18 protein-coding genes are annotated in these 26,745 nt (G+C 42.4%); 16 read left to right on the top strand and 2 right to left on the bottom strand.

The window, feature by feature from the left end; genetic code table 11:
• The first annotated feature begins 81 nt into the window (after positions 1-81).
• From bshC to ftsZ, 15 genes are all read left to right on the top strand, one after another.
• The gene (bshC, locus tag N1I80_RS16750) at positions 82-1,698 is read left to right on the top strand and encodes a bacillithiol biosynthesis cysteine-adding enzyme BshC (protein ID WP_340738979.1); all 1,617 of its coding nucleotides are present in this window, start codon (positions 82-84) and stop codon (positions 1,696-1,698) included.
• Between the two features lie 247 nt (positions 1,699-1,945).
• Positions 1,946-2,377 carry a division/cell wall cluster transcriptional repressor MraZ gene (gene mraZ / locus N1I80_RS16745; protein WP_340738978.1) on the top strand — a complete coding sequence of 144 codons (432 nt, stop codon included), beginning with the start codon at positions 1,946-1,948 and terminating at the stop codon, positions 2,375-2,377.
• A 55-nt stretch (positions 2,378-2,432) separates the two neighbouring features.
• Positions 2,433-3,365, top strand: coding sequence for a 16S rRNA (cytosine(1402)-N(4))-methyltransferase RsmH (gene rsmH, locus N1I80_RS16740; protein WP_340738977.1), 933 nt, complete (start codon positions 2,433-2,435; stop codon positions 3,363-3,365).
• A 16-nt stretch (positions 3,366-3,381) separates the two neighbouring features.
• Complete coding sequence (gene ftsL, locus N1I80_RS16735; RefSeq protein WP_340738976.1) at positions 3,382-3,753, top strand: cell division protein FtsL; 372 nt, start codon at positions 3,382-3,384, stop codon at positions 3,751-3,753.
• Between the two features lie 35 nt (positions 3,754-3,788).
• Positions 3,789-5,972: a penicillin-binding protein gene (locus N1I80_RS16730; protein WP_340738975.1), complete on the top strand. Its 2,184-nt coding sequence runs from the start codon at positions 3,789-3,791 to the stop codon at positions 5,970-5,972.
• A 130-nt stretch (positions 5,973-6,102) separates the two neighbouring features.
• A complete protein-coding gene (locus tag N1I80_RS16725; RefSeq protein WP_340738974.1) occupies positions 6,103-7,941 on the top strand; it encodes a penicillin-binding transpeptidase domain-containing protein in 1,839 nt (612 codons plus the stop codon).
• A gap of 79 nt (positions 7,942-8,020) precedes the next feature.
• Entirely contained in the window at positions 8,021-8,992 is a 972-nt protein-coding gene (gene mraY, locus N1I80_RS16720) for a phospho-N-acetylmuramoyl-pentapeptide-transferase (protein ID WP_340738973.1), read from the top strand.
• On the top strand, positions 8,993-10,345 hold the full coding sequence (murD, locus tag N1I80_RS16715; protein WP_445683664.1) for a UDP-N-acetylmuramoyl-L-alanine--D-glutamate ligase: 1,353 nt from the start codon (positions 8,993-8,995) through the stop codon (positions 10,343-10,345). It begins immediately after the preceding gene.
• 66 nt (positions 10,346-10,411) lie between these two features.
• Entirely contained in the window at positions 10,412-11,503 is a 1,092-nt protein-coding gene (gene ftsW, locus N1I80_RS16710) for a putative lipid II flippase FtsW (RefSeq protein WP_340738972.1), read from the top strand.
• 39 nt (positions 11,504-11,542) lie between these two features.
• On the top strand, positions 11,543-12,334 hold the full coding sequence (locus N1I80_RS16705; RefSeq protein WP_340738971.1) for a cell division protein FtsQ/DivIB: 792 nt from the start codon (positions 11,543-11,545) through the stop codon (positions 12,332-12,334).
• On the top strand, positions 12,315-13,037 hold the full coding sequence (locus N1I80_RS16700) for a DUF881 domain-containing protein (protein ID WP_445683663.1): 723 nt from the start codon (positions 12,315-12,317) through the stop codon (positions 13,035-13,037). The genes N1I80_RS16705 and N1I80_RS16700 overlap by 20 nt, the downstream gene beginning before the upstream one ends.
• A gap of 72 nt (positions 13,038-13,109) precedes the next feature.
• On the top strand, positions 13,110-13,829 hold the full coding sequence (locus N1I80_RS16695; protein ID WP_340738970.1) for a DUF881 domain-containing protein: 720 nt from the start codon (positions 13,110-13,112) through the stop codon (positions 13,827-13,829).
• Positions 13,830-13,831: 2 nt separating this feature from the next.
• Entirely contained in the window at positions 13,832-14,203 is a 372-nt protein-coding gene (locus N1I80_RS16690; RefSeq protein WP_340738969.1) for a small basic family protein, read from the top strand.
• A gap of 114 nt (positions 14,204-14,317) precedes the next feature.
• The gene (gene ftsA / locus N1I80_RS16685) at positions 14,318-15,604 is read left to right on the top strand and encodes a cell division protein FtsA (RefSeq protein WP_340738968.1); all 1,287 of its coding nucleotides are present in this window, start codon (positions 14,318-14,320) and stop codon (positions 15,602-15,604) included.
• Between the two features lie 53 nt (positions 15,605-15,657).
• Positions 15,658-16,821 carry a cell division protein FtsZ gene (gene ftsZ, locus N1I80_RS16680; protein ID WP_340738967.1) on the top strand — a complete coding sequence of 388 codons (1,164 nt, stop codon included), beginning with the start codon at positions 15,658-15,660 and terminating at the stop codon, positions 16,819-16,821.
• Positions 16,822-16,934: 113 nt separating this feature from the next.
• On the opposite strand, the gene N1I80_RS16675 is transcribed toward ftsZ, so the two are convergent.
• Positions 16,935-21,770, bottom strand: coding sequence for an S-layer homology domain-containing protein (locus N1I80_RS16675; RefSeq protein WP_340738966.1), 4,836 nt, complete (start codon positions 21,768-21,770; stop codon positions 16,935-16,937).
• Positions 21,771-22,294: 524 nt separating this feature from the next.
• Between N1I80_RS16675 and N1I80_RS16670 the strand changes: the two genes are divergently transcribed.
• Positions 22,295-25,408 (top strand): hybrid sensor histidine kinase/response regulator, encoded by a 3,114-nt coding sequence (locus N1I80_RS16670; protein WP_340738965.1) that lies wholly within the window; start codon positions 22,295-22,297, stop codon positions 25,406-25,408.
• Positions 25,409-25,476: 68 nt separating this feature from the next.
• On the opposite strand, the gene N1I80_RS16665 is transcribed toward N1I80_RS16670, so the two are convergent.
• Positions 25,477-26,619: a response regulator gene (locus N1I80_RS16665; RefSeq protein ID WP_340738964.1), complete on the bottom strand. Its 1,143-nt coding sequence runs from the start codon at positions 26,617-26,619 to the stop codon at positions 25,477-25,479.
• Between the last annotated feature and the right edge of the window lie 126 nt (positions 26,620-26,745).

Here is a 26,745-nt window from a genome sequence, read left to right as displayed (position 1 = left end):
TGCCTAAGCGTTTATTTTTCAATCCTATCGCTTGGAATGCTATACTCTGTTCATACTTAAAGTGACAAAGGGGCATGAGTAATGGAATTGGAAGTTTTAGCATTGCAGGGAACTAATAAAGTGATGCAAGCGTATAAAGAAGATAAAGAATTTTTACATACGTTTTTCGATTATGGTAATGAAGGAAGTTCTTATCCAGCAAGGGTAGCAGAACTTGCGGGCCGTTCATTTGAAAGACGTCAACTCGCGGAAATAATCCGCGTATTCATGGAGCCTTTTGGCATATCTGCAAACGCGGATAAGCACATCAAAGAGCTAGCGGAAAACGCAGTTGCCGTTGTTGGTGGGCAACAGGCAGGCGTTTTAACGGGGCCTTTATATTCCGTACACAAAGCAATAACAGTCATTTTACTCGCGAAAAAGCAGCGAGCGTCATTGGGTATTCCTGTCGTACCGGTATTTTGGGTTGCAGGTGAAGACCATGATTTGAATGAAATTAATCACACCTACACAGAACTAAATGGACGTGCGGTAAAACAGCAATATGCTGAAAAGTTCGTCTTGAAGTTGATGGCTTCAGACGCTGCTTACGACCGGGAGCAAATGGCTTCCTTCGTTAAAGATATTTTTGGCAAATTTGGGGAAACAGCTTATACGAAAGATTTGTTAGACGGAGTGCTGGAGGCTGTACAACAGGAAAAGACGTTCACTCAATTTTTCGTCCGGCTGATGAATGGCCTATTCCAGGAGGAAGGTTTATTGTTCATCGATTCCGCCTTTAAACCGTTACGCCGACTTGAAACGGATTACTTTATTCAACTAATTGAGGAGTCCGAACAGCTTGCTGAGAAAATTACGAGCAAAGAAGAACTGTTTGCTACGCAAGGATTTGGGTCTCCGATTGGTGCTGAAATGAATGCAGCCAACTTATTTTATGTTCATGAAACAGGGCGTGTCCTACTGTCTAGAAAAGACGGTTATTTCGTCAATGACAGTTCCGGTCTTCGTTTTACGACGGTAGAAATGCTGGAAATCGCTAAGGAACAACCGTGGCTCCTCAGCAATAACGTAGCAACGAGACCAATTATGCAAGATTTGGTGTTCCCGGTATTGGCTTTCGTTGGTGGTCCGGGAGAAATCGCCTACTGGGCAGTCTTGAAAGAAGCATTCCATCATCTAGGTTTGAAAATGCCGATTATCGTACCGCGGATATCTATCACGCTAGTGACGCCACAAGTGAAGCAGGCATTGGAAAAAAAATCCTTCACGATTGAAGACGTCATGTCTGGACAGGTGTTTACTGCACGAGAGCAATTTGTTGAAGAGTTACGCGATGAGGAGTTTAACGCTACTTTAGATGAAACAGAAAAGATGCTGAGTAGTCAGTATGAAAAAATTGCACAGTTATCAGAGCAACAGGGGCCAACGATGCAGGAGTTATTGCAAAAAAATCTGCTGTTCCATACGAAGCAATTGGCGTATTTAAAAGCGAAAGCAGAAGACGCACTATTATTGAAGCATGATGCTGCACTTCGTACGTTTGGTTTGCTAGAAGGTGAATTATTCCCAGAAGGTGCGTTACAGGAGCGGCTCTATGCACCTTATGCCTATTTGAATAATTACGGACCAACTCTTATTCAGGATCTACTTCAATTGCCTTTTGAAATAGACGGTACTCATCAAGTCGTTTATCTATGAGAATAGACCTATTTAAAACTCTTGCTCACATCATTGTGTGGGCGAGAGTTTTTTTGCGATTAAAATTGGCCTGTTTTCATGTATCATTTTGTCTATAAAACACTTATTAACTTTTTGTTATCTGAATAATCTCATTGAAACAAGTACTATTGACACATTTTTATCTAAATGAGCATGAATGATGGGAAACAGGTGGAGGAATGTGGAGGGATGTGGTACATTTATTTCATATAGTGGGGTGAAGAGTATGTTCATGGGCGAATATCAGCATACTATCGATACAAAAGGTCGCCTGATTGTTCCTTCGAAATTTAGGGAGCATCTCGGTGATGGCTTTGTGCTGACTCGTGGCTTGGACAATTGTCTTTTTGGTTACCCTATGAATGAATGGAAGCGTCTTGAAGAAAAATTAAAGGCGCTGCCGGTTACGAAAAAAGATGCACGTGCATTTACTCGTTTTTTCTTCTCCGGTGCAACGGAGGTTGAACTGGACAAGCAGGGTCGCATCAATATTCCGGCGTCTTTGCTGCAATACGCAAAAGTTGAAAAAGATTGTGTCGTCCTCGGTGTTTCGGGGAGGATTGAAATTTGGGCAAAGCCATTATGGGATGCTTATTACGATGAGTCCGAACAATCCTTCAATGACATCGCAGAAAATATTATTGATTTTGATTTCTAATAACAGAAAACAACTAGGTTTTAAAACAACAATCAAAAGAAAGTGGGCGGTTTCAATGTTTAACCACACTACAGTATTACTTCACGAAGCCGTCGAAGGTCTGGATATAAAAAGTGATGGAATTTATGTCGACTGTACGCTCGGAGGAGCTGGTCACAGTAAGGAAATTGCGAAGAAATTATCACCGCAAGGTAGGCTGATTTGTTTTGACCAGGATACAACGGCGATTGAAGTTGCCAAAGAACGGTTGAAGGATTATCTTCCTCAAGTGACATTTGTCCATTCGAATTTTAGAAACTTAAAATCCGAATTGGCTAAAATTGGAGTCCAATCTGTTGATGGAATCCTTTATGATTTAGGAGTGTCCTCTCCACAGCTTGATACGCCAGAACGCGGATTTAGTTATAATCACGACGCTCCGCTTGATATGCGCATGGATATGGATGCACCGTTAACAGCGTATGACGTTGTCAATGACTGGTCATACGAGGATCTTGTACGGATCTTTTTCCGCTACGGTGAAGAGAAGTTCTCGAAAAGCATTGTGCGTAAAATTGAGGCGGCGCGTGAACAAGCCCCAATCCGTACAACTGCTGAACTAGCTGAGCTCATTAAGACGGGGATTCCTGCGGCGAAGAGACGAACAGGTGGGCACCCAGCGAAAAGGGTGTTCCAAGCAATCCGAATTGCGGTGAATGATGAGCTTGGAGCGGCTGAGGAATCATTAGTCGATGCGATTACATTGTTAAATCCCGGAGGACGGATTAGTGTCATTACGTTCCATTCACTGGAGGATCGACTTTGTAAAACGATTTTTAAAGAAGCCTCATCCTACCCGGATTTACCACCAAACTTGCCGGTTATACCAGAGGGCATGGAACCAATATTGAAATTGGTGACGAGAAAACCAATTATACCGGATGATAAAGAGATAGAAGAGAATAAGCGTGCTAGATCTGCAAAACTTAGGATTGCTGAGAAAAGGTGAAGGGGGAAATTGGTAAATGGCACTAGAACAGAGAAAATATCAAACGTCATATGTACGTGAGCTTGAAGTACCGGAAGTACCGAAAAAGCAACCGCAAATACGTCCAGCACGAAAAGTCTTTTCTGTCGGAGAGAATTTCCTGTTCGTGCTATTTGCAGCATCCCTAGTTCTTTTTTCAACAATGATTTTACATACACAAGCCCAAATTAATGAGACAAACATAGAATTACACAAAATAGAAAAAGATATTGCAGAAACAACGAAACAAAACACGGAGTTAGCTATTCAAATGAAAGAAAAATCCACATATGAACGGATATGGGAGAAAGCAAAGGAGCTCGGTTTGAACCCGAATGACAACAACGTAAAGGTCGTGCCAGGACGATGAAAAAGAAATTTCGATTTCAATGGGGAGCCTTTCTGATGTTTATGCTTTACGGAGGGCTCTTTTTCCTTTTGTTCGGAAGAATGGTTTTCATTCAAGCGACGGGGCAAGCGGAAGGCAGGGCTATGGCGGCGCTTGCAGAAGCGAAATACGCGAGAGAATCGGTATTGAAAGCGGATCGTGGAACGATTGTTGATCGTAATGGAGCATTGATTGCTGCGGATACATTGAGCTATAAGCTGCTTATCATATTGGATGAAAAAGCAAGTAAAGGCTCCAAAAAGCCGCGCCATGTTTTGAAAGAAAACTTTGGGGCTACAGCTGAAGTGCTGGCGAACTATATCCCGCTTGAAAAAGAGGAGATTTTGTCCAAGTTGAATGAGTACTCCGATTGGGAAAGATACCAATTGGAATTAGGAAAAGCAGGACGAGATATTAATCATGAAACGGTCCTTGCGATTCGGGAGGAACTTGAGGAGAAGGAGCTATCCGGTGGTATCCTTTTCTTGGAGGATCAAAAACGGTTTTATCCAAATGGCATTTTCGCTTCACATTTAATTGGTTTCGCCATGAGAGAAGAAGATGCCGATGGAAATTTGTCTACGGTTGGGAAAATGGGGCTGGAGGCAACGTATGATAAAGAGCTGACGGGAACGGACGGCAAAGTAAATTTCCAGTCAGACGGATGGGGTTTCAAATTACCGAAAGCAGAAGAAATAGTAACCCCGGCTCAGGATGGCTTTGATATTCAACTGACTATCGATAAAACAATTCAAAGTTTTGTAGAAGATGCGATGACTCGAGTGGAAAGTGAATATTCACCTAGTAAAATGCTAGTTGTTGTTGCAAATCCAAAGACAGGTGAAATACTGGCAATGAGCCAGCGACCTTCTTTTCATTCGGCTACGCGTGAAGGAATTACAGAATACTTGAACGCCGCGCTTGAAACGACCATTGAACCGGGGTCAACGCTGAAAATGTTTACATTAGCGGCGGCGATAGAAGAGAAAAAATGGGACCCAAACGCCTATTTCCGATCGGGTCAATACACGATTTACGATAAAACCATTGGAGATGTTAACAATCGTAAAGGGTGGGGAACAATCACCTATTTAGAAGGATTCCAAAGATCGTCCAACGTTGCTATGGCATATTTACTGGAACGACTAGGAGATAAGACGTTCATAGACTATATTCGTAAATTTGGTTTTGGAGAAAAGACTGGAATTGATTTGCCGAATGAGGCATCAGGGGTCATTTTGGATACGTATCCTTCCGAAAGACTGACAACTTCCTATGGACAAGGTTCGACTGTAACGGCAATGCAGATGATCCAAGCTGCGACAGCGATTGCAAACAATGGTGTCATGATGAAGCCTTATGTAATTGACCAAATTACAGATCCTAACACAGGAGAATTGGTAAAGGACCAACAACCCGAAGAACATGACAGTCCAATATCGGCGGCTACGGCTAAAGGAGTAAGGGAAGTTCTAGCTTCGACGATTACAGGCGAAAAAGGGACAGGGAAGAAGTTTGCGCTGAATGGCTATACCATCGGAGGGAAGACGGGAACTGCTGAGATACCAGGGCCAAATGGAAAGTATTTAAGCGGCGGTAGCAATTACCTCTACTCCTTCCTCGGCATGGCACCTGTAGAAGATCCGCAGTTATTGACGTATGTTTACGTGCAGCAACCGAAACTACCTAGCGGAAAAACGGGTTCCGATCCGGTTGCGGAACTGTTTACTTCTATTATGGAAAGTAGTTTAAGGTATATGAATATTGTCCCGAACGGGGAAGATGTTATCGATGCAGCAGTTGTGCGTGAAGCAGTTGGTCAGGATTCAGCTGACATGATTACAAAGCTGAAGCAAGACGGATTCAATCCAGTTGTCGTTGGTGAGGGAGGGCGAATTGAACGCCAATATCCTCAAGCGGGCACAAAGCTTGCAGAAGGGTCAGTCATTCTGCTACAAACGAAGGGGTCGACATCATTGCCTGATTTTACAGGATGGTCCAAAAAAATGGTGCTGTCTTTTAAAATGTTATCTGGGCTTGATATCCGCATCAACGGGGATGGCTATGTAACGGAGCAAAGCTTGTCAATGGGAACAGTTATTGGACTCAATGAGCCGGTTGTTCTTCAATTGCAATCACCTGCAGATATTTATAAACCGCTAGAAGAAGACGCCGAAGAAGAGAGTATTATGGGTGGCTAATGAATAGCAATCCGCAACGTATCATACGCTGATAGAAAAACGAGAGGTGTAGGCGCTGCGGACTTTTATAGGTTTACAATCTAAAAAGAGATTACGAGCTACCTTTGTTATTTTTGTTATCCTACTTGCAATGCTCGTAGGCAAGCTGTTCCACGTACAAATTATCAAACATGATTTACTGAAAGAGCGTGCAGAGGCGAACTGGGATCGTGAAATTCCATTTGGAGGTATGCGCGGGGATATTGAGGATCGCAATGGCAATCTGATTGTAGGTAGCAAGCTAGCGCCAACACTCTATTTTATGCCCTCCCAAAATAATGATGTAGCAAGTGCAGCAACAACGCTTGCAGCTATTCTTAAAGTAGATGCAGGTAAGCTAACTGAGAAAATGTCAGAAAAAGCGTATATGGTTAAATTGGCACCAGAGGGGAAAAACATTACAAAAGAGCAGGCGGATGAGATTGCGCATTTGCAAATTGACGGCTTGTACACGGGTGTCGATTTTGTTAGGGAATATCCAAATGGTGAGCTGTTATCGAGATTGATAGGATTTACGGGCTATGACAGTAATGGTTTGGCAGGTATCGAATATGCTTATGATCAAATTTTGCAAGGAACGGGTGACAAAATTCGTTTGTACACAGATGCCGTAGGAATCCCGTTGCCACATGTCGACGATGGTTTCAAAATCGGTAACAAAGGTGCAAATATCGGGTTGACCATTGATTTGGCTATGCAAAAGGTTGTGGAGCGAGAATTGTCACAGGCGATGGAAAAATATGATGCGACTCAAGCGCTTGCGATTATCATGAACCCAAAAACAGGTGAATTGTTATCACTCGCTTCAGTACCGACATTTGACCCGGCACACTATCAAAATGTGGACCCAAGTATTTATAATCGAAATTTACCCGTTTGGATGACGTTTGAGCCCGGATCGACATTTAAAATTATTACGCTTGCCGCAGGACTTGAAGAAAAGGTGATTGATCTTGAGCATGATCATTTTTATGATCCCGGCTATGTAATGATCGGCAAGGCAAGACTACGCTGTTGGAAAAGGGAAGGACATAAGGATCAAACATTTCTAGAAGTCGTCGAAAATTCCTGCAACCCTGGATTTGTGGAAATCGGCCAGCGTTTGGGCCCCGAAAAACTGAGTAACTATATCCGAGACTTCGGTTTCGGGCAATCGACGGGATCAGGAATTGCTGGGGAAGCGAAAGGGATTCTTTTTTCAGAAAAAAATTTCGGCCCAGTAGAACAAGCAACAACGGCGTTTGGTCAAGGGATTTCAGTAACACCCATTCAACAAGTGCAAGCTGTCGCAGCGGCGATAAATGGTGGTTATCTATATCGTCCGTATATTGTCAAGGAAATAACGGATGATAAAGGCAAGACACTCCAATCATTTGTACCTGACATGCAACGTCGCGTAATTAGTGATGAAACTTCTAAGCAAGTGCGAGAAGCGCTTGAATCGGTCGTTGCCAAAGGTTCCGGTGGTAAAGCTTTTGTCGATGGACTTCGTGTTGGTGGGAAAACAGGGACTGCACAAAAGGTTGTTGATGGTAATTATAAAGATGGCGATTATATTGTATCGTTCATTGGTTTTGCCCCGGTTGATGATCCTGAATTACTCGTCTATGTTGCGATTGACAGTCCGAAAAACTCCGTCCAATTTGGCGGTGTCATTGCGGCTCCAATTGTTGGTCGTATTATGGAAGAGATAGCTCCGCTGGCAGGTATTACGAAGCGACAAGGGCAAATTGAGAAATTATATAAATACGGTGATGAAATGACTCACCGAGTTCCCGATCTGACGGGGATGACAAAAAAGGGGATTACGAGTCAGTTGTATACGTATCGTCTTGAATGGCATGGTTCTGGAGACAAAGTAAAATACCAGTTACCCGTTGCTGACACATTGATAACAGTTGATGATGTGATTCATCTATATACAGAATAAACTATCGCATAAAATTTCCGAATGAGGAGTCTGAAGTTGTCTATTAAAGGCCGCTTCAGAAGATAGAAGGAGAAAAAGCATGACACTCACTACAATATTGATGGCCATTGCCGTCGCATTCATAATTTCAGCACTATTGGGGTATTTTATCGTCCCGGCCCTCAGAAGATTGAAGTTTGGGCAAAGCATCCGTGAGGAAGGGCCTAAAAGCCATCTGAAAAAAGCGGGTACGCCTACGATGGGTGGACTAATCTTCATTGGCTCAATCATTCTGTCAACACTTAGCCTTTCATACATATACGATGTATTGACGACGCAGACGATCGTGCTGTTACTCGTTTTTGTCGGTTTTGGACTCATTGGTTTCCTAGATGATTTCATCATCGTCGTGTTGAAAAGGAACTTGGGGCTGACATCTATTCAAAAGCTAATTGGCCAGATTATTGTTGCGGTCATTGCATTCTTCCTTCTGAAGCTAGGACCTTTTGACACGGCAGTCCAAATTCCATTCACTAGTTTTGAAATAGAACTTGGCGTATTCTACGTGGCATTTCTTATTTTCTGGCTTGTTGGTTTCTCCAATGCTGTTAACTTGGCAGATGGGGTAGATGGGCTTGTTGCTGGATCATCCTCGATTGCTTTCGCTGCATTTGGTGTGCTTGCATGGATTTTTGGCCAGCATGATATCGCGTTATTTGCTTTTGTTGTCACGGGGGCAATGCTTGGCTTCCTTATTTTTAATGTCAAGCCGGCCAAAGTATTTATGGGAGATACGGGATCATTGGCGCTAGGTGGAGCACTCGCCATGTTATCTGTATTAATCAAACAGGAATTTCTGCTACTCGTCATTGGAATTGTCTATGTCATTGAAACGTTATCCGTCATTATTCAAGTGATTAGTTTCAAGACGACAGGGAAGCGTGTTTTCAAAATGAGCCCGATTCACCATCATTTTGAATTATCGGGCTGGTCAGAATGGAAAATCGTCATTGTTTTTTGGGGAATTGCCTTGTTAGCGGCCATTATCCCTGTCTTGCTGGAGGTGATGTAAGTGAAAAATGTAGAGCAATTTAGCGGGATGAAAGTACTGGTCTTAGGTCTTGCAAAAAGTGGTTATGCCGCATCCAAGCTACTGCATTCGCTTGGAGCATATGTCGTGGTGAATGATGCTTCGCCAGCAGAAGGTAATGAAGAAGCCGCCGCGTTACGCTTGGATGGGATTCAAGTGATTTGTGGCGGTCACCCTACAGGTATTCTCGATGAAGGCTTTGATGTTGTGGTGAAAAATCCAGGGATTCCTTATAGCAATCCTGTTGTTGCCGAAGCCCTTCAGAAAAATATTCCCGTATGGACAGAGATTGAACTGGCGTCTAGGATTAGTGAGGCCCCCATTATTGCGATTACAGGATCCAATGGAAAAACAACGACGACAACATTGCTGTACCATATGCTTAATATTGGTGGACAGCAGCCGTTAATTGCAGGAAACATTGGAACTGTCTCCTGTACGGTTGCTGAACAAGCGACAAAAGATCAGATAATCGTACTTGAGGCCTCATCGTTTCAATTGATGGGAACGGAGACATTTCGTCCGCATATGGCGATTTGGACGAATTTGTATGATGCACATCTCGATTATCATGGGTCACCCGAAGCGTATGCGAAAGCAAAATCGGCCATCACAACAAACCAAACGCAAGAGGATTATGTCATTTATAATGATGACCAACCAGAGCTTCGCCAATATGCGCTTCGTTCTTCGGCTGCAAAAGTTCCTTTTTCCCTTATGGGTAGGAAAGAACAAGGGATATCGGCAGATGAGGAGCAAATTTATTGGAACGGGGAACCATACGTGAAGCGTTCCGTCATCAAGTTGCCTGGTCAGCATAATCTTGAAAATATTCTTGCGGCGACTGCAGCTGCTATCCTTTTAGGTTGTGACAAAACAACAATCGAAAATGTCCTTAGTTCTTTTACAGGCGTCAGGCATCGGATGCAGTTTGTCAAAGAACTAAAAGGCCGTAAGTTTTACAATGATTCGAAAGCAACGAATACATTGGCAACGAAAAGTGCTTTAGCGGCGTTTAACGTGCCGACGATTCTTCTTGCAGGTGGACTGGATCGCGGTCAATCATTTGAAGAATTAAGGCCCTATATGGCCAATGTAAAAGTAGTTGTTGCACTTGGAGAGACTGCTGAGAACTTTGCAACTTTCGCCACCTCATGTGGGATTGAAAAAATCATACGGGCTGAAGACGTCAAGGATGCTGTACAGAAAGCCTATCCACTATCTGGGGAAGGGGATATTATTTTGTTGTCGCCAGCCTGTGCAAGCTGGGATCAGTACTCAAGCTTTGAAGCACGAGGTGACCAGTTCATAGAAGCAGTTATGCAGCTGCACTGATTGAGTACTGATTTTAAGGTTAACTATTTAGAAGTTGCCTAAACGATCTAGCAAATTTGTGGAAGGATGCGTTCACTGGAAGGTAAGTTAAGAACGTTATTTATCATTTCTGCCGTGGCGCTGTCATTCATAGGATTGGCTTTTGTCCATTCAGCGGGTTCGTATTGGGGAGCTGTCCATTATGCGGATTCTTCGCCATTCATCGTGAAACAAGCCATTTATATGGCGGTGTCCATTGGCATTGCCATTGTCATTATGAAAAGCCCATTGACATCAAGCCCTAAAATGTGGACTATCTTCTATTTTACAACGGTCCTGCTACTTGTTGCGGTTCTTATACCGGGTATTGGAGCGATGAGGAATGGATCTCAAAGTTGGATTGCCTTTGGCCCATTTAGTATACAGCCAGCCGAATTTATAAAGGTTGCGCTCATTGGCAAGCTGGCATGTAGCATGAATAATACGAATGGAAAAGGTGTTTTCCGTTTTCGCCATTTTGGATTAATTCTTCTGCCAGCAGGGTTAATCATGCTACAACCGGATTTGGGCTCCGCTGTTATTATGATTGTCTCTGCTTTTGTCATTTTGTTCGTTGCAGGTTATCCACTAAAGTTTTTTGTATTTCTTGGTGCTGGAGGAATTGCGGCTTTTATCGCGCTAATTGCTGCAGCACCGTATCGCTTGGCGCGTATCAAATCTTATATCGATCCTTGGAGTGATCCGCGTGGAGCTGGTTTTCAAGGGATTCAGTCGCTGTTTGCTATTGCGCCTGGTGGATTGGTCGGGCATGGCTACGGTAATAGCCGTCAGAAGTATTTGTATTTGCCAGAGCCACAAAACGACTTTATCTTTTCGATTATTGCGGAAGAATTGGGATTCATTGGGGCAACGGTGGTTTTACTGCTATTTGCTACGCTATTGGTGACGACTTTTGGTATTGCGATTCGGACGAAAGGACGTTACGCATTTCTTATGGTGGCTGGTATGGGTTCGATGATACTATTTCAGACATTTTTGAATGTCGGCGTCGTATCTGGATTGTTGCCTGTCACAGGTGTTACATTGCCATTTATAAGCTATGGAGGCTCATCGTTGATGACGACGTGGATGGCAGCTGGAACCATTATGCATTTTACAATCGCTAGAAAATCAAGTTGAGCCTCCGGTGTAATCGATCTTGAGAAAGGGGGAGCCAAAATGGACAAAGTCATTGATATCGAAGAGCGAATTCCTTCTATGCGGGAGAAGCGTCGCAGGAAGACGAACAAAAAATTCCTGTTCATGTTGACTGTGTTTGTTGTGGCGCTCCTTGCTATCCTCTACTTCCAATCGCCGCTTAGTAAAATAGGGGAAATTAGTGTGAGCGGCGCAGTTTTACATGAGCCAGCGTTTTACGAAGAACAGAGTGGTCTAACAGCGGACAATCCTTTATGGAGTTTCAGGACTGAAAAAATTGAAGAAACACTGGCAGCCGTTAGTGGTGTCGAGCATGTCGTGGTTTCACGCAAGTGGTTGCGAAATATTGAAATTGTCATCTCAGAATGGGAAACAGTCGCTTATATCGAAGAGGCTGGACAATACAGCTTGCTATTGGAAAATGGTGAGACATTTCCAACTGGGCTATTGCCATTGGAAGTGGAAGCACCTATCCTCAATAACTTTGGTAACGAAGACAGCCTGAAACGGATTTCGGATCAGTTATTAAAGATGGAGGCCGATGTCTATCAACTCGTATCTGAAATCATTTTAGAGGAGATAGAGGACGACGCGGATAGTATTACAGTTTATATGGATGATGGATTCGAGGTTCGGGCAATTATTTCAACGTTTGCAGAAAAGATGGAATTTTATCCGGAAATTACTGCACAATTGAAAGGGTATGAAAAAGGTATCATCGATATGGAAGTAGGTACATTCTTTGTTCCGTTCAGTAAAGTGTATGGACTTGTAGAAGAGGAGGCTGATCCAGTTGACGAAGAAAATGAATGATGAGTATCGAAAAAGGGGAAGGCATATTCTTTTTTCTGTCGTCTTTCTCGTCCTTGGTTTCATCCTTGCATTTTCCTACCGGACACTCGGGATGCGTGATGATACGGATAACATTCAATCTGCATCATTCTTAAACGAAGAAAAGTATCGAGAAGATTTGATAAGTCAACAAGAGCGCAATAAGGAGCTAACCGATGAAATCGCCGCCAAGCAGGAAGAGATACGTGAGTATGAGCGTTCCTTTTCTACGAGGGAGGAAGATCATGCCGGTCTCGTTGAAGAGGCACAAGACCTTCGCTTGCTGCTTGGTGTAATCCCTGCTGTCGGCCAAGGTGTCAAGATTACGCTAAAAGATGCTGATTATGATCCGGTTGAACATAATCCGAATGATTATATTGTTCATGAAAGCCATATTTTTCGGGTCATTAATGAACTCAAAATCTCCGGTGCACAAGGATTAGCGATAAACGGTCAGAGAATAACATCAAATTCCTATATTAAATGTACAGGACCTGTTATAACGGTTGACGGGCGAACTTTTCCAGCTCCGTTTGTGATTGAGGCGATAGGAGATATGGATGTCCTTTCCTCCGCGTTGTATTTAAAGGGCGGTGTCATTGACAGCCTCACTCGGGATAATATTGTCGTGACGACGGAGCAACTAAAGGAACTTCACCTATCTGCACTACGGACTGAAAGTTGAATCAATAAGGAAGGATGTAGTTCAATCCTTCCCCAAGGAAGGATTGAATAATGGCTTGAGGGGGTTGGACGGATGAAAAAAGTTATACATTGGAGATTCACGTTAATCTTACTAATTGTCGGGTTTATGACAGCCGTCCAATACAATTCAATGAAAAGCCCGGAGCAACGTGATACGCGAGATGTTTGGACGATTCGTCATGAGTTATCAACCGAAAAGCAGCTGCACTCCGAAATGCTGTCAGAGATACGTGAGCTTGACAAAACTATCCACACATATAAATCATTAAATGATGAAAATACAGGGAAAGCTCTTACTGAAACAGTGGACAAGCTTTATCGGCAGGCAGGTATGACAGATGTTGAAGGGCCAGGCATCATTATCGAGGTGCGCCCTTCTGCGGAAAGTATTGCGTTTGGCTTGCCAATTACTGATATTTCTCCAGATTTGCTTACCCGTTTCGTCAATGAAGTGAATCGTTACAAAGGGTTCACGCTTGAAATTGATGGTAAACGATTTACAACGTTAAGCTCAATAAGGGATATAAATGGCATTACGACTGTCAATGGATTGAATGTGTCAACTCCTCCTTTCTCTATGAAAATTATCTCTCCTTCCTTGAAGGAAAGTGAGAAAATGTACAATTATTTAGCATCATCACCCATCCATGATGATTTTTATCTGGATAATCTTCTTCTTGACATTAGAAAACCAGGAGCGCCAATTGAGATTCGTGGTTTTCCGGAGAAATTCTACAACCAATTTTTGGAGGAAATGCCGAAAGGGGAATGACTATGTGGTTGCCTTTGCTCGGGTTGACACTCGGGGTTTCACTTGGTTTATTATCGGACATACAAATACCCCAAATATATAGCAATTACTTATCAATCGCTGTCCTTGCTGCACTTGATACATTATTCGGAGGTGTCAGGGCTTATTTACAGCAGGTATACGATGACAAGGTGTTTGTATCCGGATTCTTCTTTAACATCGTCCTAGCAGCCGCCCTGGCCTTTCTAGGGGTACATTTAGGAGTCGATTTGTATTTGGCGGCAGTTTTTGCATTCGGTGTTCGGTTATTTCAAAATATAGCAGTTATTAGACGGATTTTACTAACGAAATGGGTGGAGCGCGGCAAACAAGCTCATACAAATGCGCCAGAATAAAAGGATTTGGACAAGAGATGTCGAAAATATTTAGACAATGTACTTGTAATGCAATAGAATAGGATATAAGTATTTTGTAAGCGTTATGTAAGAGTTGCTATGGGAGGTGCTAGTTTGAGTCAATCAGAATTATATGTATCACTTGATATAGGTTCTTCAACAGTTAAGGTGTTAATCGGCGAAGTGGATGGTGGGTCTCTGCACGTGATTGGTGTCGGTAATGTCCAGTCTGCTGGAATCCGAAAAGGGACAATCATCGATATAGATGCAACTGTCCAATCAATCCGTAAGGCAGTTGACCAAGCGGAGCGAATGATTGGGATGCAAATTCGCGAGGTGATTCTTGGTATACCTGCAAATGGCATTTTATTGCAGGACGTGAAGGGCGTTGTAGCAGTCAATTCAGAAAATCGTGAAATTACGGATGACGACTTGGAACGGGTTATGAAATCCGCGCAAGTAATGTCTGTTCCGCCAGAGCGAGAAATTGTTAATATCATTCCGAAACAATTTATTGTTGACGACTATGATGAAATTACGGATCCACGTGGCATGATTGGTGTCCGTCTCGAAATGGATGGAACACTCATCACGACATCGAAAACACTTGTGCACAATATTTTACGTTGTGTAGAGCGTGCGGGTCTTGTCATACGTGAAATTTACTTGCAGCCATTAGCGGCGGGTACATTTGCTTTGACGGATGACGAAAAGAATCATGGGACGGCATTCATCGATATCGGTGGAGGTTCTACAACGATTGCGATATTTGGAGAAAATCGTTTTATGGCAACAGCGGTTATCCCTGTGGGTGGCGACCATATTACAAAAGATTTATCAATCATTTTAAAAACGCCAACGGAACAAGCTAGGAAAATTAAACATCAATATGGCCATGCCTTTTCTGATGATGCTTCCGATGATGAATTATTTGAGGTACCTGTCATTGGCGCAGATTCAAAGGATCAGTATAGCCAACGATACATATCGGAGATTATAGGTGTCCGGCTAGAGGAGCTTTTTGATCTCATCCTAGAGGAGTTTTACCGGATGGGCATACGTGATTTACCAGGCGGTGTCGTACTGACTGGTGGGATAACGAAGCTAGACGGTATTTTGCAATTGGCAAGACATGTGCTGAAAACGAGAGTGCGTATCCATACACCAGAATATATCGGTGTACGTGAACCGATGTATACGACAGCGGTAGGGCTGATACGCTATGCACATATGCAAGATACCTATTTTGGTCATGAGCCAGCCTCAGAGCCAGTAACAGCGATGGATCATCAGCATGCACCAGCGCCAAGTAACAAGAAAAAGCCGGTTGAACGCAATCAGGAAAAGAGACCGGGTATACTAGATAAGGCAAAGAAAGTTTTCGATAATTTCTTTGAATAAGTAGAATGATAGATAATTTAGTGGCTAGGCGAAATAGATGAGGAGGAGAGAAGATGCTGGAATTTGATACAAATGTCGACGCACTTGCGGTTATCAAGGTAATCGGTGTTGGCGGCGGTGGGAATAATGCTGTAAATCGAATGATTGAACATGGTGTACGAGGTGTAGAGTTCATAGCAGTGAACACGGACGCACAAGCTCTCAACCTATCAAGTGCTGAAGTGAAATTACAAATTGGTGGTAAATTGACACGCGGGCTTGGAGCAGGTGCGAATCCAGAAGTCGGTAAAAAGGCTGCTGAAGAAAGTAAGGAGCAGCTTGAAGAAGCGCTACGCGGGGCAGATATGGTATTTGTCACTGCAGGTATGGGCGGGGGAACTGGAACGGGTGCCGCTCCGGTCATCGCACAAATTGCCAAAGACCTTGGCGCACTGACAGTCGGAGTTGTGACAAGACCGTTTACATTTGAAGGACGGAAACGTTCTACACAGGCAATCGGCGGTATTACTGCAATGAAGGAATCTGTCGATACGCTAATTGTTATTCCAAATGATAAATTACTAGAAATTGTTGATAAAAACACACCGATGCTAGAAGCATTCCGCGAAGCGGATAATGTTCTGCGTCAAGGGGTACAAGGGATTTCAGATTTGATTGCCGTACCGGGTCTTATCAACCTTGACTTTGCTGACGTGAAAACAATCATGTCCAATAAAGGATCTGCATTGATGGGGATTGGCATGTCAACGGGTGAAAATCGAGCAGCAGAAGCAGCGAAAAAGGCGATTTCAAGCCCATTACTTGAAACGTCTATTGACGGTGCAAAAGGTGTATTGATGAATATTACGGGCGGTTCAAACTTGAGTCTATTCGAAGTGCAGGAAGCGGCAGATATTGTTGCCTCTGCATCAGATGAAGATGTCAATATGATCTTCGGTTCTGTCATCAATGATGATTTGAAAGATGAAATTATTGTTACGGTTATTGCAACCGGATTTAGTGAGGCACAGCTAATGCCGGCACGTCCTGCAAGAAGCTCAGGTTTTGGTTCAAGCCGTTCACAAGCTGAACAGCCATCTGCCCAACAACCGCCTGTTCGCGAGCGTAGGGAAGAAGCGCCACAGTTCCAACAACCGGAACCAATGCGTCAGCAACAGAGCAATCAGCAAGATGATACGCTCGATATTCCAACGTTTTTACGTAATCGTCGTCGATAATTTGTATGAATGTTCGTTACCGCACTATTCTATATGTGATGAGTGTTTTTTAACTATGAAAAAGCCGCCCTACGGTCAATGTATTGACTTGTAGGGCGGCTTTTTGTATTTACTTATTTAGCAAGCCACTCTTGTTGTTGCGCATCTAACATATAATCATGAGTTGTAGAAGCCTCTGCAATTTCTTCAAATGCCCAATGCTGTTCGTTCACATCTGAGAAATGGAGTGCATCTAAGCCGTATAAAGGACCACGGTCAAACATACGGTTGATCATTTTTACTGCATGTGCACGTGTCAAATGAGCTTGTGGTTTGAATGTACCGTCTTCGAAGCCTGTAATGATTCCAGCTTCACGGTTTGCTTCAATCGCATACTGCGCCCAATGATTTTTCGTGTCTGTAAAGCTAAGTGGAACCTCTGTTACGTCTAACTTCTTGTAGTTCGCAACGACCGCAGCCATTTGAGCGCGCGTCATGTTAGCACCACCATTGAAGTACCCATGTTCGTCACCATTCATAATGCCTAATTGTTTCAAGTAGGCAATCGCACCAGCACCGTCTGCATCGACAGCTACATCTTTAAATGGTGCTACTTGTACTGTTGTTTCGCCATCTACATAGCCAAGATTGCGTGCAATCATCAGTGCAACTTGTTTACGTGTGACGTCCTGGTTCGGTTTGAATGTACCATCTTCAAAGCCTTTAATATACGCTTCGTGAGAGAGTAGTACTTCTTCTTTTTTCCCAACATTGATGATAGTGAACGTACTGAACTTGCTAACGCTAATGCGTAGGCCAAGCGTATTGTCCGGCATTGTGACGACTTCGCCAAAGACAACCTTTCTTTCACCATCCGTATGTTCGATGAAAACAGCTAGCTGTTTAAGAAAAGCTTCTCTTTCTGTCGGATCTGTCGGATCTGTTGGTAATGTCACATCGCGTAGTGGCAATGTAATGAGTACAGGGCGACTAGAAAGATTTGTTTCAATTGTCATCGGTCTTGCAACGACAGTGATATCATCATTTTGCATCACGTCACGAACGACTTGTTGTGCCTTGGCACGAATTTTAATCGCTTCACGTGCGTTAGCATCTTTAACCGGCACTAAACGGAAATAGAAATCATCCTCAATGCCATCCATAGATGTTTGTGGAATCGTTATCCATACGTTATTTGTGAAAATTTCAAGATCAATGCCATTCGCTTGTAGCAGTGCGATGGATTGTTTTGGAATGTCCACAGTAACTTGTGTTACTTCATCCGCCACATCAGGAATGATAATACGTGCAACTGTATTACCGATTTCGATTGCTTTGTTGACAGCATCTCTTGCATTGCTTAGTGTCAAAATAACCCGATCGTTGACATCCCCATTTGTTTCTCTTGTGCGTTCAATCGTGACTGGTGTTTTTTCGATTGGATGGTCTCCATCGATGACGAGATCAACCAGTATTGTTTCTTTCTTAGGTCCTTCTGGTGTTGGAGTCGGTGTAGGTGTGCTAGTTGAACCGTCTGAACCGCCACCACCGCCATTTCCACCTGTGTAAGGTACCAATGCATTTCGCGCTTCAATGAGTGAAGCAAGTGCAGCGTCTACTTGCTGCTGTGTTGCATTTGGATCAGCCAGTACATTTTTAGCATTCGTTAAGGCATTTTGGAATGCGTTCCAGCTGCCTGTTGTGTAATTGCTTTCTGTTAAGTTGTTTGAACGATCTACTTGCGCTTGTAATTTAGATTTGTCTACTGTTGATACATCAATAGGAACTAAATTGTTCTGTGCTTGTTGTAATGCTCGCAGCGCATCGTCAACTTGTTGCTGTGTCGCATCTGGATTATTGAGTACATTTTCAGCAGCTGTTAACGCATCTTTGAATTTGTTCCAGCTATCTGGTGTGTACTGATCTTCTGTTAATCCATTTGCGCCGTCTGCTTGTGCTTGTAGTTTTGACTTGTCTACTGCTGGAGTACCAACAGGGACTAATTTGTTTTGTGCATCTTGTAATGCATCGAGTGCATTGTCAACTTGCTGCTGTGTTGCATCTGGATCATTGAGTACATTTTCAGCGGCTATTAACGCATTTTTGAATGTGTTCCAGCTATCTGGTGTGTACTGATCTTCTGTTAATCCGTTTGCACCGTCTGCTTGTGCCTGCAGTTTCGATTTGTCTACTGCTGGTGCAACAGGAGCAGGGACTAATTTATCCTGTGCGTCTTTCAATGCATCAAGTGCATCATCGACTTGTTGCTGTGTCGCATTAGGATCTTTTAGTACATTTTCTGCATCTGTTAAAGCATCTTTGAATGTGTTCCAGCTGTCTGGTGTGTACTCGTCTTCTGATAATCCATTTGCTTCATCTGCTTGATCTTCCAGTAGCGATTTGTCTACTGTCGGAGCCGGCGGTGTTGTTGGCCTTTGTTTTAATGCTTTATGTGCATCTTCTAAGTCTTGTAATGCTTTATTGACTTCTGCTTGTGTAGCATTTGGATCATTGAGGACATCTTCAGCTTTTTGTATAGCTGTTTCAAATGGACCCCATGTAGCTGATGTGTAAGAAGACTTATTCAAATCTTTGACATCATCATATTTTGTTTCTAAAGGTACTTTGTCGACAGTTGGCGTCGTTGTAAACGTCCAATTGCCATCCGTATCTTTTGTTGCTGTTATCTCTTTGTCGCCATCTTTGAATGTGAACTCTTCCACGTCGTCTGGAACTGTAAACTCATCTGTTCCATTATGCGTAATGCCTTCAGGTGAAATATTTCCTACTTGCTCACTTTCATAAGGAACATTTACTGTACTTGTGAATGTCCATTCACCTGTTGTAGGATTTTTTGTTGCTTTCTTTTCTTTGTCGCCATCTTTGAATGTGAACTCAGTTACATCCGATGGCACTTCGAATTTACCTGTATCTTTGTCATACGTTACACCGTTTGGATTAATATTCGTAATTTCTCCAGTTGGTGTATGGTCTACAAACTCTGTGAATGTCCATTCACCTGTTGTAGGATTTTTTGTTGCTTTCTTTTCTTTGTCGCCATCTTTGAATGTGAACTCAGTTACATCCGATGGAACTGTGAATTTATCTGTAGTTTCGTCATACGTTACATCGTTCGGATCGATATTTGTAATCTCTTCAGTATTTGTATAATCCACGTATTGTGTTGTATCGACTGTTATTTCTTGTGTTTTCGTGACAACCGATGTCTCATCTTGACTTGTCGCTGTTACTTCAAATGTATAGTCTCCAACCGCTAAATCGACAGATGGTGTAAACGTCCAGTTGCCATCTGTAACTGTTGCTTCTCCACCTGCACCTGTTACCACGTTGCCGTCTTTATCTTTAATGACGACATCGACTTTTGAACCTGCTGTTACTGTACCCTTTACTTCTGGTCTCGTTTCTGTTACTTGTGCTGGATCACCAGTTGGAGCAGTGATTGAAAGCTCGTCCACAAAATCTATCGGATAATCGAAGTTGAAATCTTCAACTGGCATACCGTTTTGACCTTTTAAGTTTCCATCGTCATTCCCTGTATAAGTCAATGTAATATCAGCAGTCGGTTTTTCCGAAAGCGTCAAAATCAATTGATTTGGATTATTTGGGTCCACTTCGTATAAAGTTCCTACGGCATTCTCCCCGCCGACTTGAATAGCAAATCCAGTTAAATCATCCAAACTAACCCCATCACTAAATGTTAAGATAATTTGGTTGCCGCTCACTGTTGACTGTTTTAACAACGTTTTGTCAAGTGTTGGGGGAACTGGAGCTAAAATAACTTTGTCACTCTCCCCATCGAATTTTATCTCTGCTGACGATGCTTTATCAGAGAAGAAATATGCTGCATCCAATGCTGTTGCTGTATAACCATTATAACCAATGGCAACATCGACAATCGGTGCAGCCGAAGTAGGCATAATGTTTGTGTAAACCCCAACTTTCGCTCCATCTTCCATAGCATTGATCAAAGATAAAAAGGCATTATCTCGAGCTGCTGTATTTTTCAAGAACACATTACGTTGCTCGCCGTCTTCATCAAGGTTATCATGCACATACGCTGTCCCGCCAAATTCAAAGCGTGCTTGTGCTGAACTACCGCGCATATAAACGGCAACATTTCCTACTGTTGCACCACTAGCATTTAACCCATTGCCGTGTAATTTGTTATGTTCGATTTTACCATCTGTCATCGTAAAAATAGGGTTTCCAGAAAGTCCCAATCCAACAATAACACCGTTGCTGCCAGCTTTCACTTCATTATCGGTTATAAGTCCACCTTCAATGACAAGCTTACCACCCGAACCAGCGCCTAAAATCGAAGGAGGATTTACTTCATCTCTTCCTGACAATGTATTTTCCCGAATCTGCGTACTCCCTGTTATAGTCACTTCTCCCGCTGATCCGCTAGTTGTGCTAGCAGATAGAACGGATACACCACCACCACCTGCATTATGATGGTTCTGAATGATAACATCTTTAAAAATCGCTGTGGCTATCACATTTATCCCATGAGTCGTAGCTTTAACATTGTTACCATCAATAATCAGGTTCTGGAATGTTGCAGTACCACTAGTTATACTTATCAAAAAGTTATCCGAAAAGTTTTCGCTACGAATGATTGAATAAGTTGCACCTTCCTCAGACTGAACTGTTACGGTTTTATTTTGACCCATGGTTTGCGTCTCAGCTACAGTTATATCGCTAAGCAGGATAATTGTTCCTGGGCTACTAACTTTCGTTCGAGCCACGTTTAGCGTTGCTACAGGGTCATCCACCGTACCAGGGTTAGTATCAACACCCTCAGCAGACACATAAATCGTATTTGTCGCTGCTTGTACTGTCAGTGGTACTCCAATGACAGATAATGCGCTACTAAGAACGAGCATGAGTGATAGTAGCACCACTAACAAGCGTTTTCCTTCATTTGGTTGTTTTGTTATCACCTTCATTTTCTTCTTCCGCTCCTTTCAAGTTCGTTATGATCCTTAGTGAATCATGTGCCACGCGTCAATCACCTCCTCGTCAAAGAAGCAGTGGTTACTATGCTTGATAAAGCTTCAAGATTATTATTTTTGGAATCTGCCTTTTCGACAATTTCCTCTATGAATTATGATAGTTCGTCAGGATATACAGGACCTATACAAAATTGTATAGGTTTCGTATGTTTTGTCTCTTTATACTGAGTGATAGGATGAAATGGTTTGAAAAAATAGGTGTAAAGGACTGTCGTGCTTATGAAATTATTGTGGATTGTCCTGCTGATAATCGTTTGTTGTTTGGTTGTTTTTCGATTGTGGTGTCGAAATAGGGGGAGAAAAAGAAAGAAGAAATTGTTATCCGCAAGACTGTGGAATGTTTTGAAAGACAATGGGTCTATTGAATATCAAAAATCAGAAAGGGACCATCAAGAATAAGGGATACATATTGAAAATAAAAGCAGGAATTTCATGTTGTTTGTCGAATATGTTTATCTATGATGAATGATAAAATAGTAAAGCTAAGAAAATTTAAACTTATACTTTTGTTCGGGGTATTTTTAATAGCGTTGACGGGCATTCGGCTATTGTGGATTTATGCACATAATCCAATGAATCAACCGACAGCGGAAGAAGGTGTACTGGATTTAAGGGGCGTTGTGCTGGAAGAGCATTCTGCAATTCCCTTAAATGGAGAATGGGAGTTTTATCGGAATCAGCTATTGACGCCGGAGGCATTTACTGATTTTGCGCTGAAGGAGGATAAGGGATATAGTACTGTTCCTGGAAAGTGGGATTCATCCGTAGATAATGATGAGCTGGGGTATCAGTATGGAACGTATCGTTTGCGTATTTTACTAGATGATAAGACGGAAAAATTACAGGGAATACGCCTGGCAGATGTGCATTCCGCTTTTCGATTGTATGTAGATGGTCAGCTTGTTGGCGGCATGGGAGAGGTTGCTGAAAATCGGGAAGACTTTGAGTTAAAAGTCATGCCTTTTTATGCTACTTTTATGTCGGAGGACAGGGAAGTGGAGCTTGTACTTCAAATCGCTAATGAACCGGGTTATCGGAAAGTTGCTGGCATTGTTAAACCCATTACTTTTGGTGACGTAGTCTCAATCGAACGGCAAAAATGGTTTGCAATTCTTACACAGGTAGTCGTTTCTGCGATTTTTTTACTTCATTTATTGTACGTTGGTTTGTTATATGTAGTAGGGATTCGGCAAAGGATTCTGGTTGCATTTTCATTGTTGATTTCATTTACAGTTTTATCTGTTTTGATGGATGATGAGCGAGTTTTTTTATACTTCATGCCTTTGAATTCGGAATGGAATATAAAACTGTTATGGTTTGTCTACGTTGGTGCGTTCTTATTTTTGATTCAGTTTGTACGGGAACTGTTTCCAAACTATTTACAGTCTCGTCTATTAAAAGTCTTTACAACGTTTTCTTTTGTCTATATGCTTTTTCTTCTTCTGGCACCAATTGAATGGGTGACGTTAACGAGGTTCGTTTTTAGCCTTTTACTCGCCGTTTCGCCAGTCATTATATTCATGTTGATTGTAAAGATTGCTTTAAGGGGGGGGAAAGGGACTGTATTTCTGTTATTCGCGGCGACTGCTGTTGCCAGTAGTATGTTGTGGGGATTTGTAAGTGCTAGAAGTGATTGGCAAATTGGTTATTATCCATTTGATATGTTAGCCTCCATCATTTCTCTGTCGGCTTATTGGTTTCAGCGGTATTTCCAATCGACGATTATGACGGCGAAGTTATCAGAAAAACTGCAGAGGGCGAATGACCAAAAGGATGACTTTCTCGCCAATACGTCGCATGAATTGAGAAATCCACTTCATGGCATTATCAACATTGCTCAAATCGTTTTGGAAAAGGAAGGGCGTCAGCTAGGAACGGAAAATAAGAAGAATTTACAGTTACTCGTTGCCATTGGGGATCATATGTCCTTCATGTTGGATGATTTGTTGGATTTAACAAGGCTTAAAGAAAAGACTATTCATCTCCAACTACGCAGCATTTCCATTCAGGCAGTTGCCAAAGGGGTGTGCGATATGCTGCGCTTTATGGTGGATGGCAAACCGGTGCAACTTGAAGTAGACATTGACGAGGATTTCCCGAATGTTGAGGCAGATGAAAATCGACTTGTGCAAATTTTGTTTAACCTTTTGCATAATGCCATTAAGTTTACACATGAAGGAACGATTACGATTCGTGCAATGAGCCGAAAAGGAGAAGCCGTTATTATAATTGAAGATACAGGGATTGGTATTGAATCTGGTCTTCAAGAAAGTATTTTTGAACGTTATGAACAAAAGGATTCGAGTATGACGGCACTTGGTAGTGGACTTGGAATTGGTTTAACGATTTGTAAAGAGCTTGTGAACTTACACGGGGGACAGATAACAGTTGACTCTACACTTGGACAAGGATCTATTTTTACGTTTACACTTCTATTTTCAAGTGAACAGGACGAAGGAGAGCGGATTGAAAGTCCCGTCCTTTTAGCGACTCGGGAAGATATGGTTCGACATATTGATGCACTCAAATTTTATGGAGAGAAGGAAGAACAGCCAACGCTTGTTGCACAGGAGTGGACAGCGATTGAGTCAAGTAAACCCCGCGTCTTAGTAGTAGACGATGATCCCGTGAACTTGCAAATACTTGTGCATACGTTGGAAGCCGATGGTTATGATGTTGAGACAGCTTTGAACGGTGAAGATGCATTGAAGAAGTTGCGGAAAGAGACTTGGGATTTACTCATTACGGATATTATGATGCCGCAGATGTCTGGCTATGAGTTGGCACGTATTGTTCGAGAAAAGTTCACGATTACCGATTTACCACTTCTATTTTTAACGGCTCGAAGTCAACGGGAAGATATGCTGATGGCGTTTCGGTCAGGTGCGAATGATTATGTCATGAAACCGGTCGATGCCGTTGAGTTGAGGACACGAGTGCAGGCGCTGATCTTTTTGCGTCAATCGATTGACGAACGTTTACGATTAGAAGCGGCCTGGCTGCAAGCGCAAATCAATCCACATTTTATCTTGAATATTTTAAACTCCATTTCTATTTTGAGTGAAGAAGATGGGGAGAAAATGAGGGAATTAATCGGGGCTTTTAGCGAGTATTTGCAAACGAGTTTTGATTTCGAAAACACGGAGATTGTTGTACCCCTAGACTATGAATTGAATATTGTGCGCTCGTATTTGATGATTGAGGAAATTCGCTTTGGTAATCGTGTTCAAGTTGTCTGGGAACTAGATGACCATTTGCAGTTTTCGTTGCCGCCCTTATCGATGCAGACACTTGTGGAAAATGCCATTAAACATGGATTGCTACCACTTGTGCAAGGTGGGACGATTACGATTCAAGTGAAGGAAAAAGAGGATCATTATTGGATTGCGATTTCGGATGATGGAGTTGGTTTTCATCAGGAGGAGTTATTGGCTACGCTCCATAAACAGGGAGGCATAGGCATTGCAAATACAAATCTTCGATTGAAACAATTATTTGGAGTTGGTTTGCAAGTGGAGAGCCGTCCGGATAAAGGAACAACCGTATCGTTTCGAGTGCCAAAAGAATCATGAAGGTGAAAATATCTCCTCTCTGCATGTCAATATGCGGAGAGGGGATATTGTTGTCCTAAAAATTATTATTATACTGTTTGTTTCCATTGTTCAAACCAGCTTGTGATCTGTTCACTTGGGGTGGTATCGAGCTGTTCAGCCATCATGACCTTGAGCTGATTATATTGATCTTCAACGGCTACATAGTTCGTTTGAGAGGCATAAAGTTGCATTAAGTTGAAATAACTAATTTCTTCAATAGGAGAGCGTTGTTGGACATGTTCATTTACTTGAATCGCGTTATGGGTCATACGGTTGTCAATATAAAAAGTAGATAAACGTTGTGCATGGTTTAGCCATAGGCGCCTTAAACGTTCACGCTCCCCTTCTGCCCATAGGTAGCCATGTTCTCCGAGATAATCACCTTCATATGCTAGTAGTAATTGCTCGTGGACATCGGCAGTGTTAACTGTAGGTGGTGTAGCAGTTACGACTCGTTCACTCCAAAGGTCTGTGTCAATTTGAATCGTTCCCATATGCAGTCGATAGCCGATATCCAGTTGTTGTCTGCCTATCGTTATTTCTTCAAGTCCGTAATTTTTTAACGTCTGTCTAATATGGTAAATTGTTGTATATAATTGCTTTGACCCTCTAGCTAAGTCAAAGTCGGGCCAGAGCAATTCAAGAATGGTATCACGATAAATGACTTGACCTCGGTGATGCAGCAAGTATGCAAATAGTTCTTGGGCTTTTGCGGTACGCCATTTAATCGTTTCCATTTTGCCATCCGACCATTGTAGATTTAGCGAATGGAAGCAGCCGAGGAGAGGATGAATCTCGACTACGGATTGCTCCTTGCTTAAGCGCTGTGACTGTAGTATCCGAACTCGTTCCACCGTCATTGTCAGTCGTTCAAGATGAATAGGTTTCATAATATAGTCGATGGCATATAGTTGAAATGCTTGTACTGCATATTTGTCAAATGCTGTAACAAATACAATTTCGATGTTTGGACAGGCTTCTTGAATCCGTTCACCTAACTGAAGTCCGTTTAGTCCGGGCATTTCGATATCTAAAAAAATGATATCTGGTTGCAGCTGTTTGATCATCCCTTCAGCTTCTAATGGATTTAAGTATGTGCCAATAACTTCAATATTTTCTATATTGTTTTCTATTAGTTTTTTTAGACGCTGTAAAGGTTGTAGCTCATCATCAACTAAAATTGCCCGCATGAGAATTACCTCCCTAAGTTATTTCTTTATATCGGTAGCTATCGAGATTCTTGCAATCTATTTATAAGTATAACAGTTTTTTTAGTTTTATTGAGCAAGGAGCCGTATGGAAGTATAAAGTTTATG

The organism is Sporosarcina sp. FSL K6-3457, from assembly GCF_038007285.1.
Classification (GTDB): domain Bacteria; phylum Bacillota; class Bacilli; order Bacillales_A; family Planococcaceae; genus Sporosarcina.
Note: the sequence above shows the minus strand (reverse complement) of the source record. Positions and strands in the feature narration are given on the sequence as shown.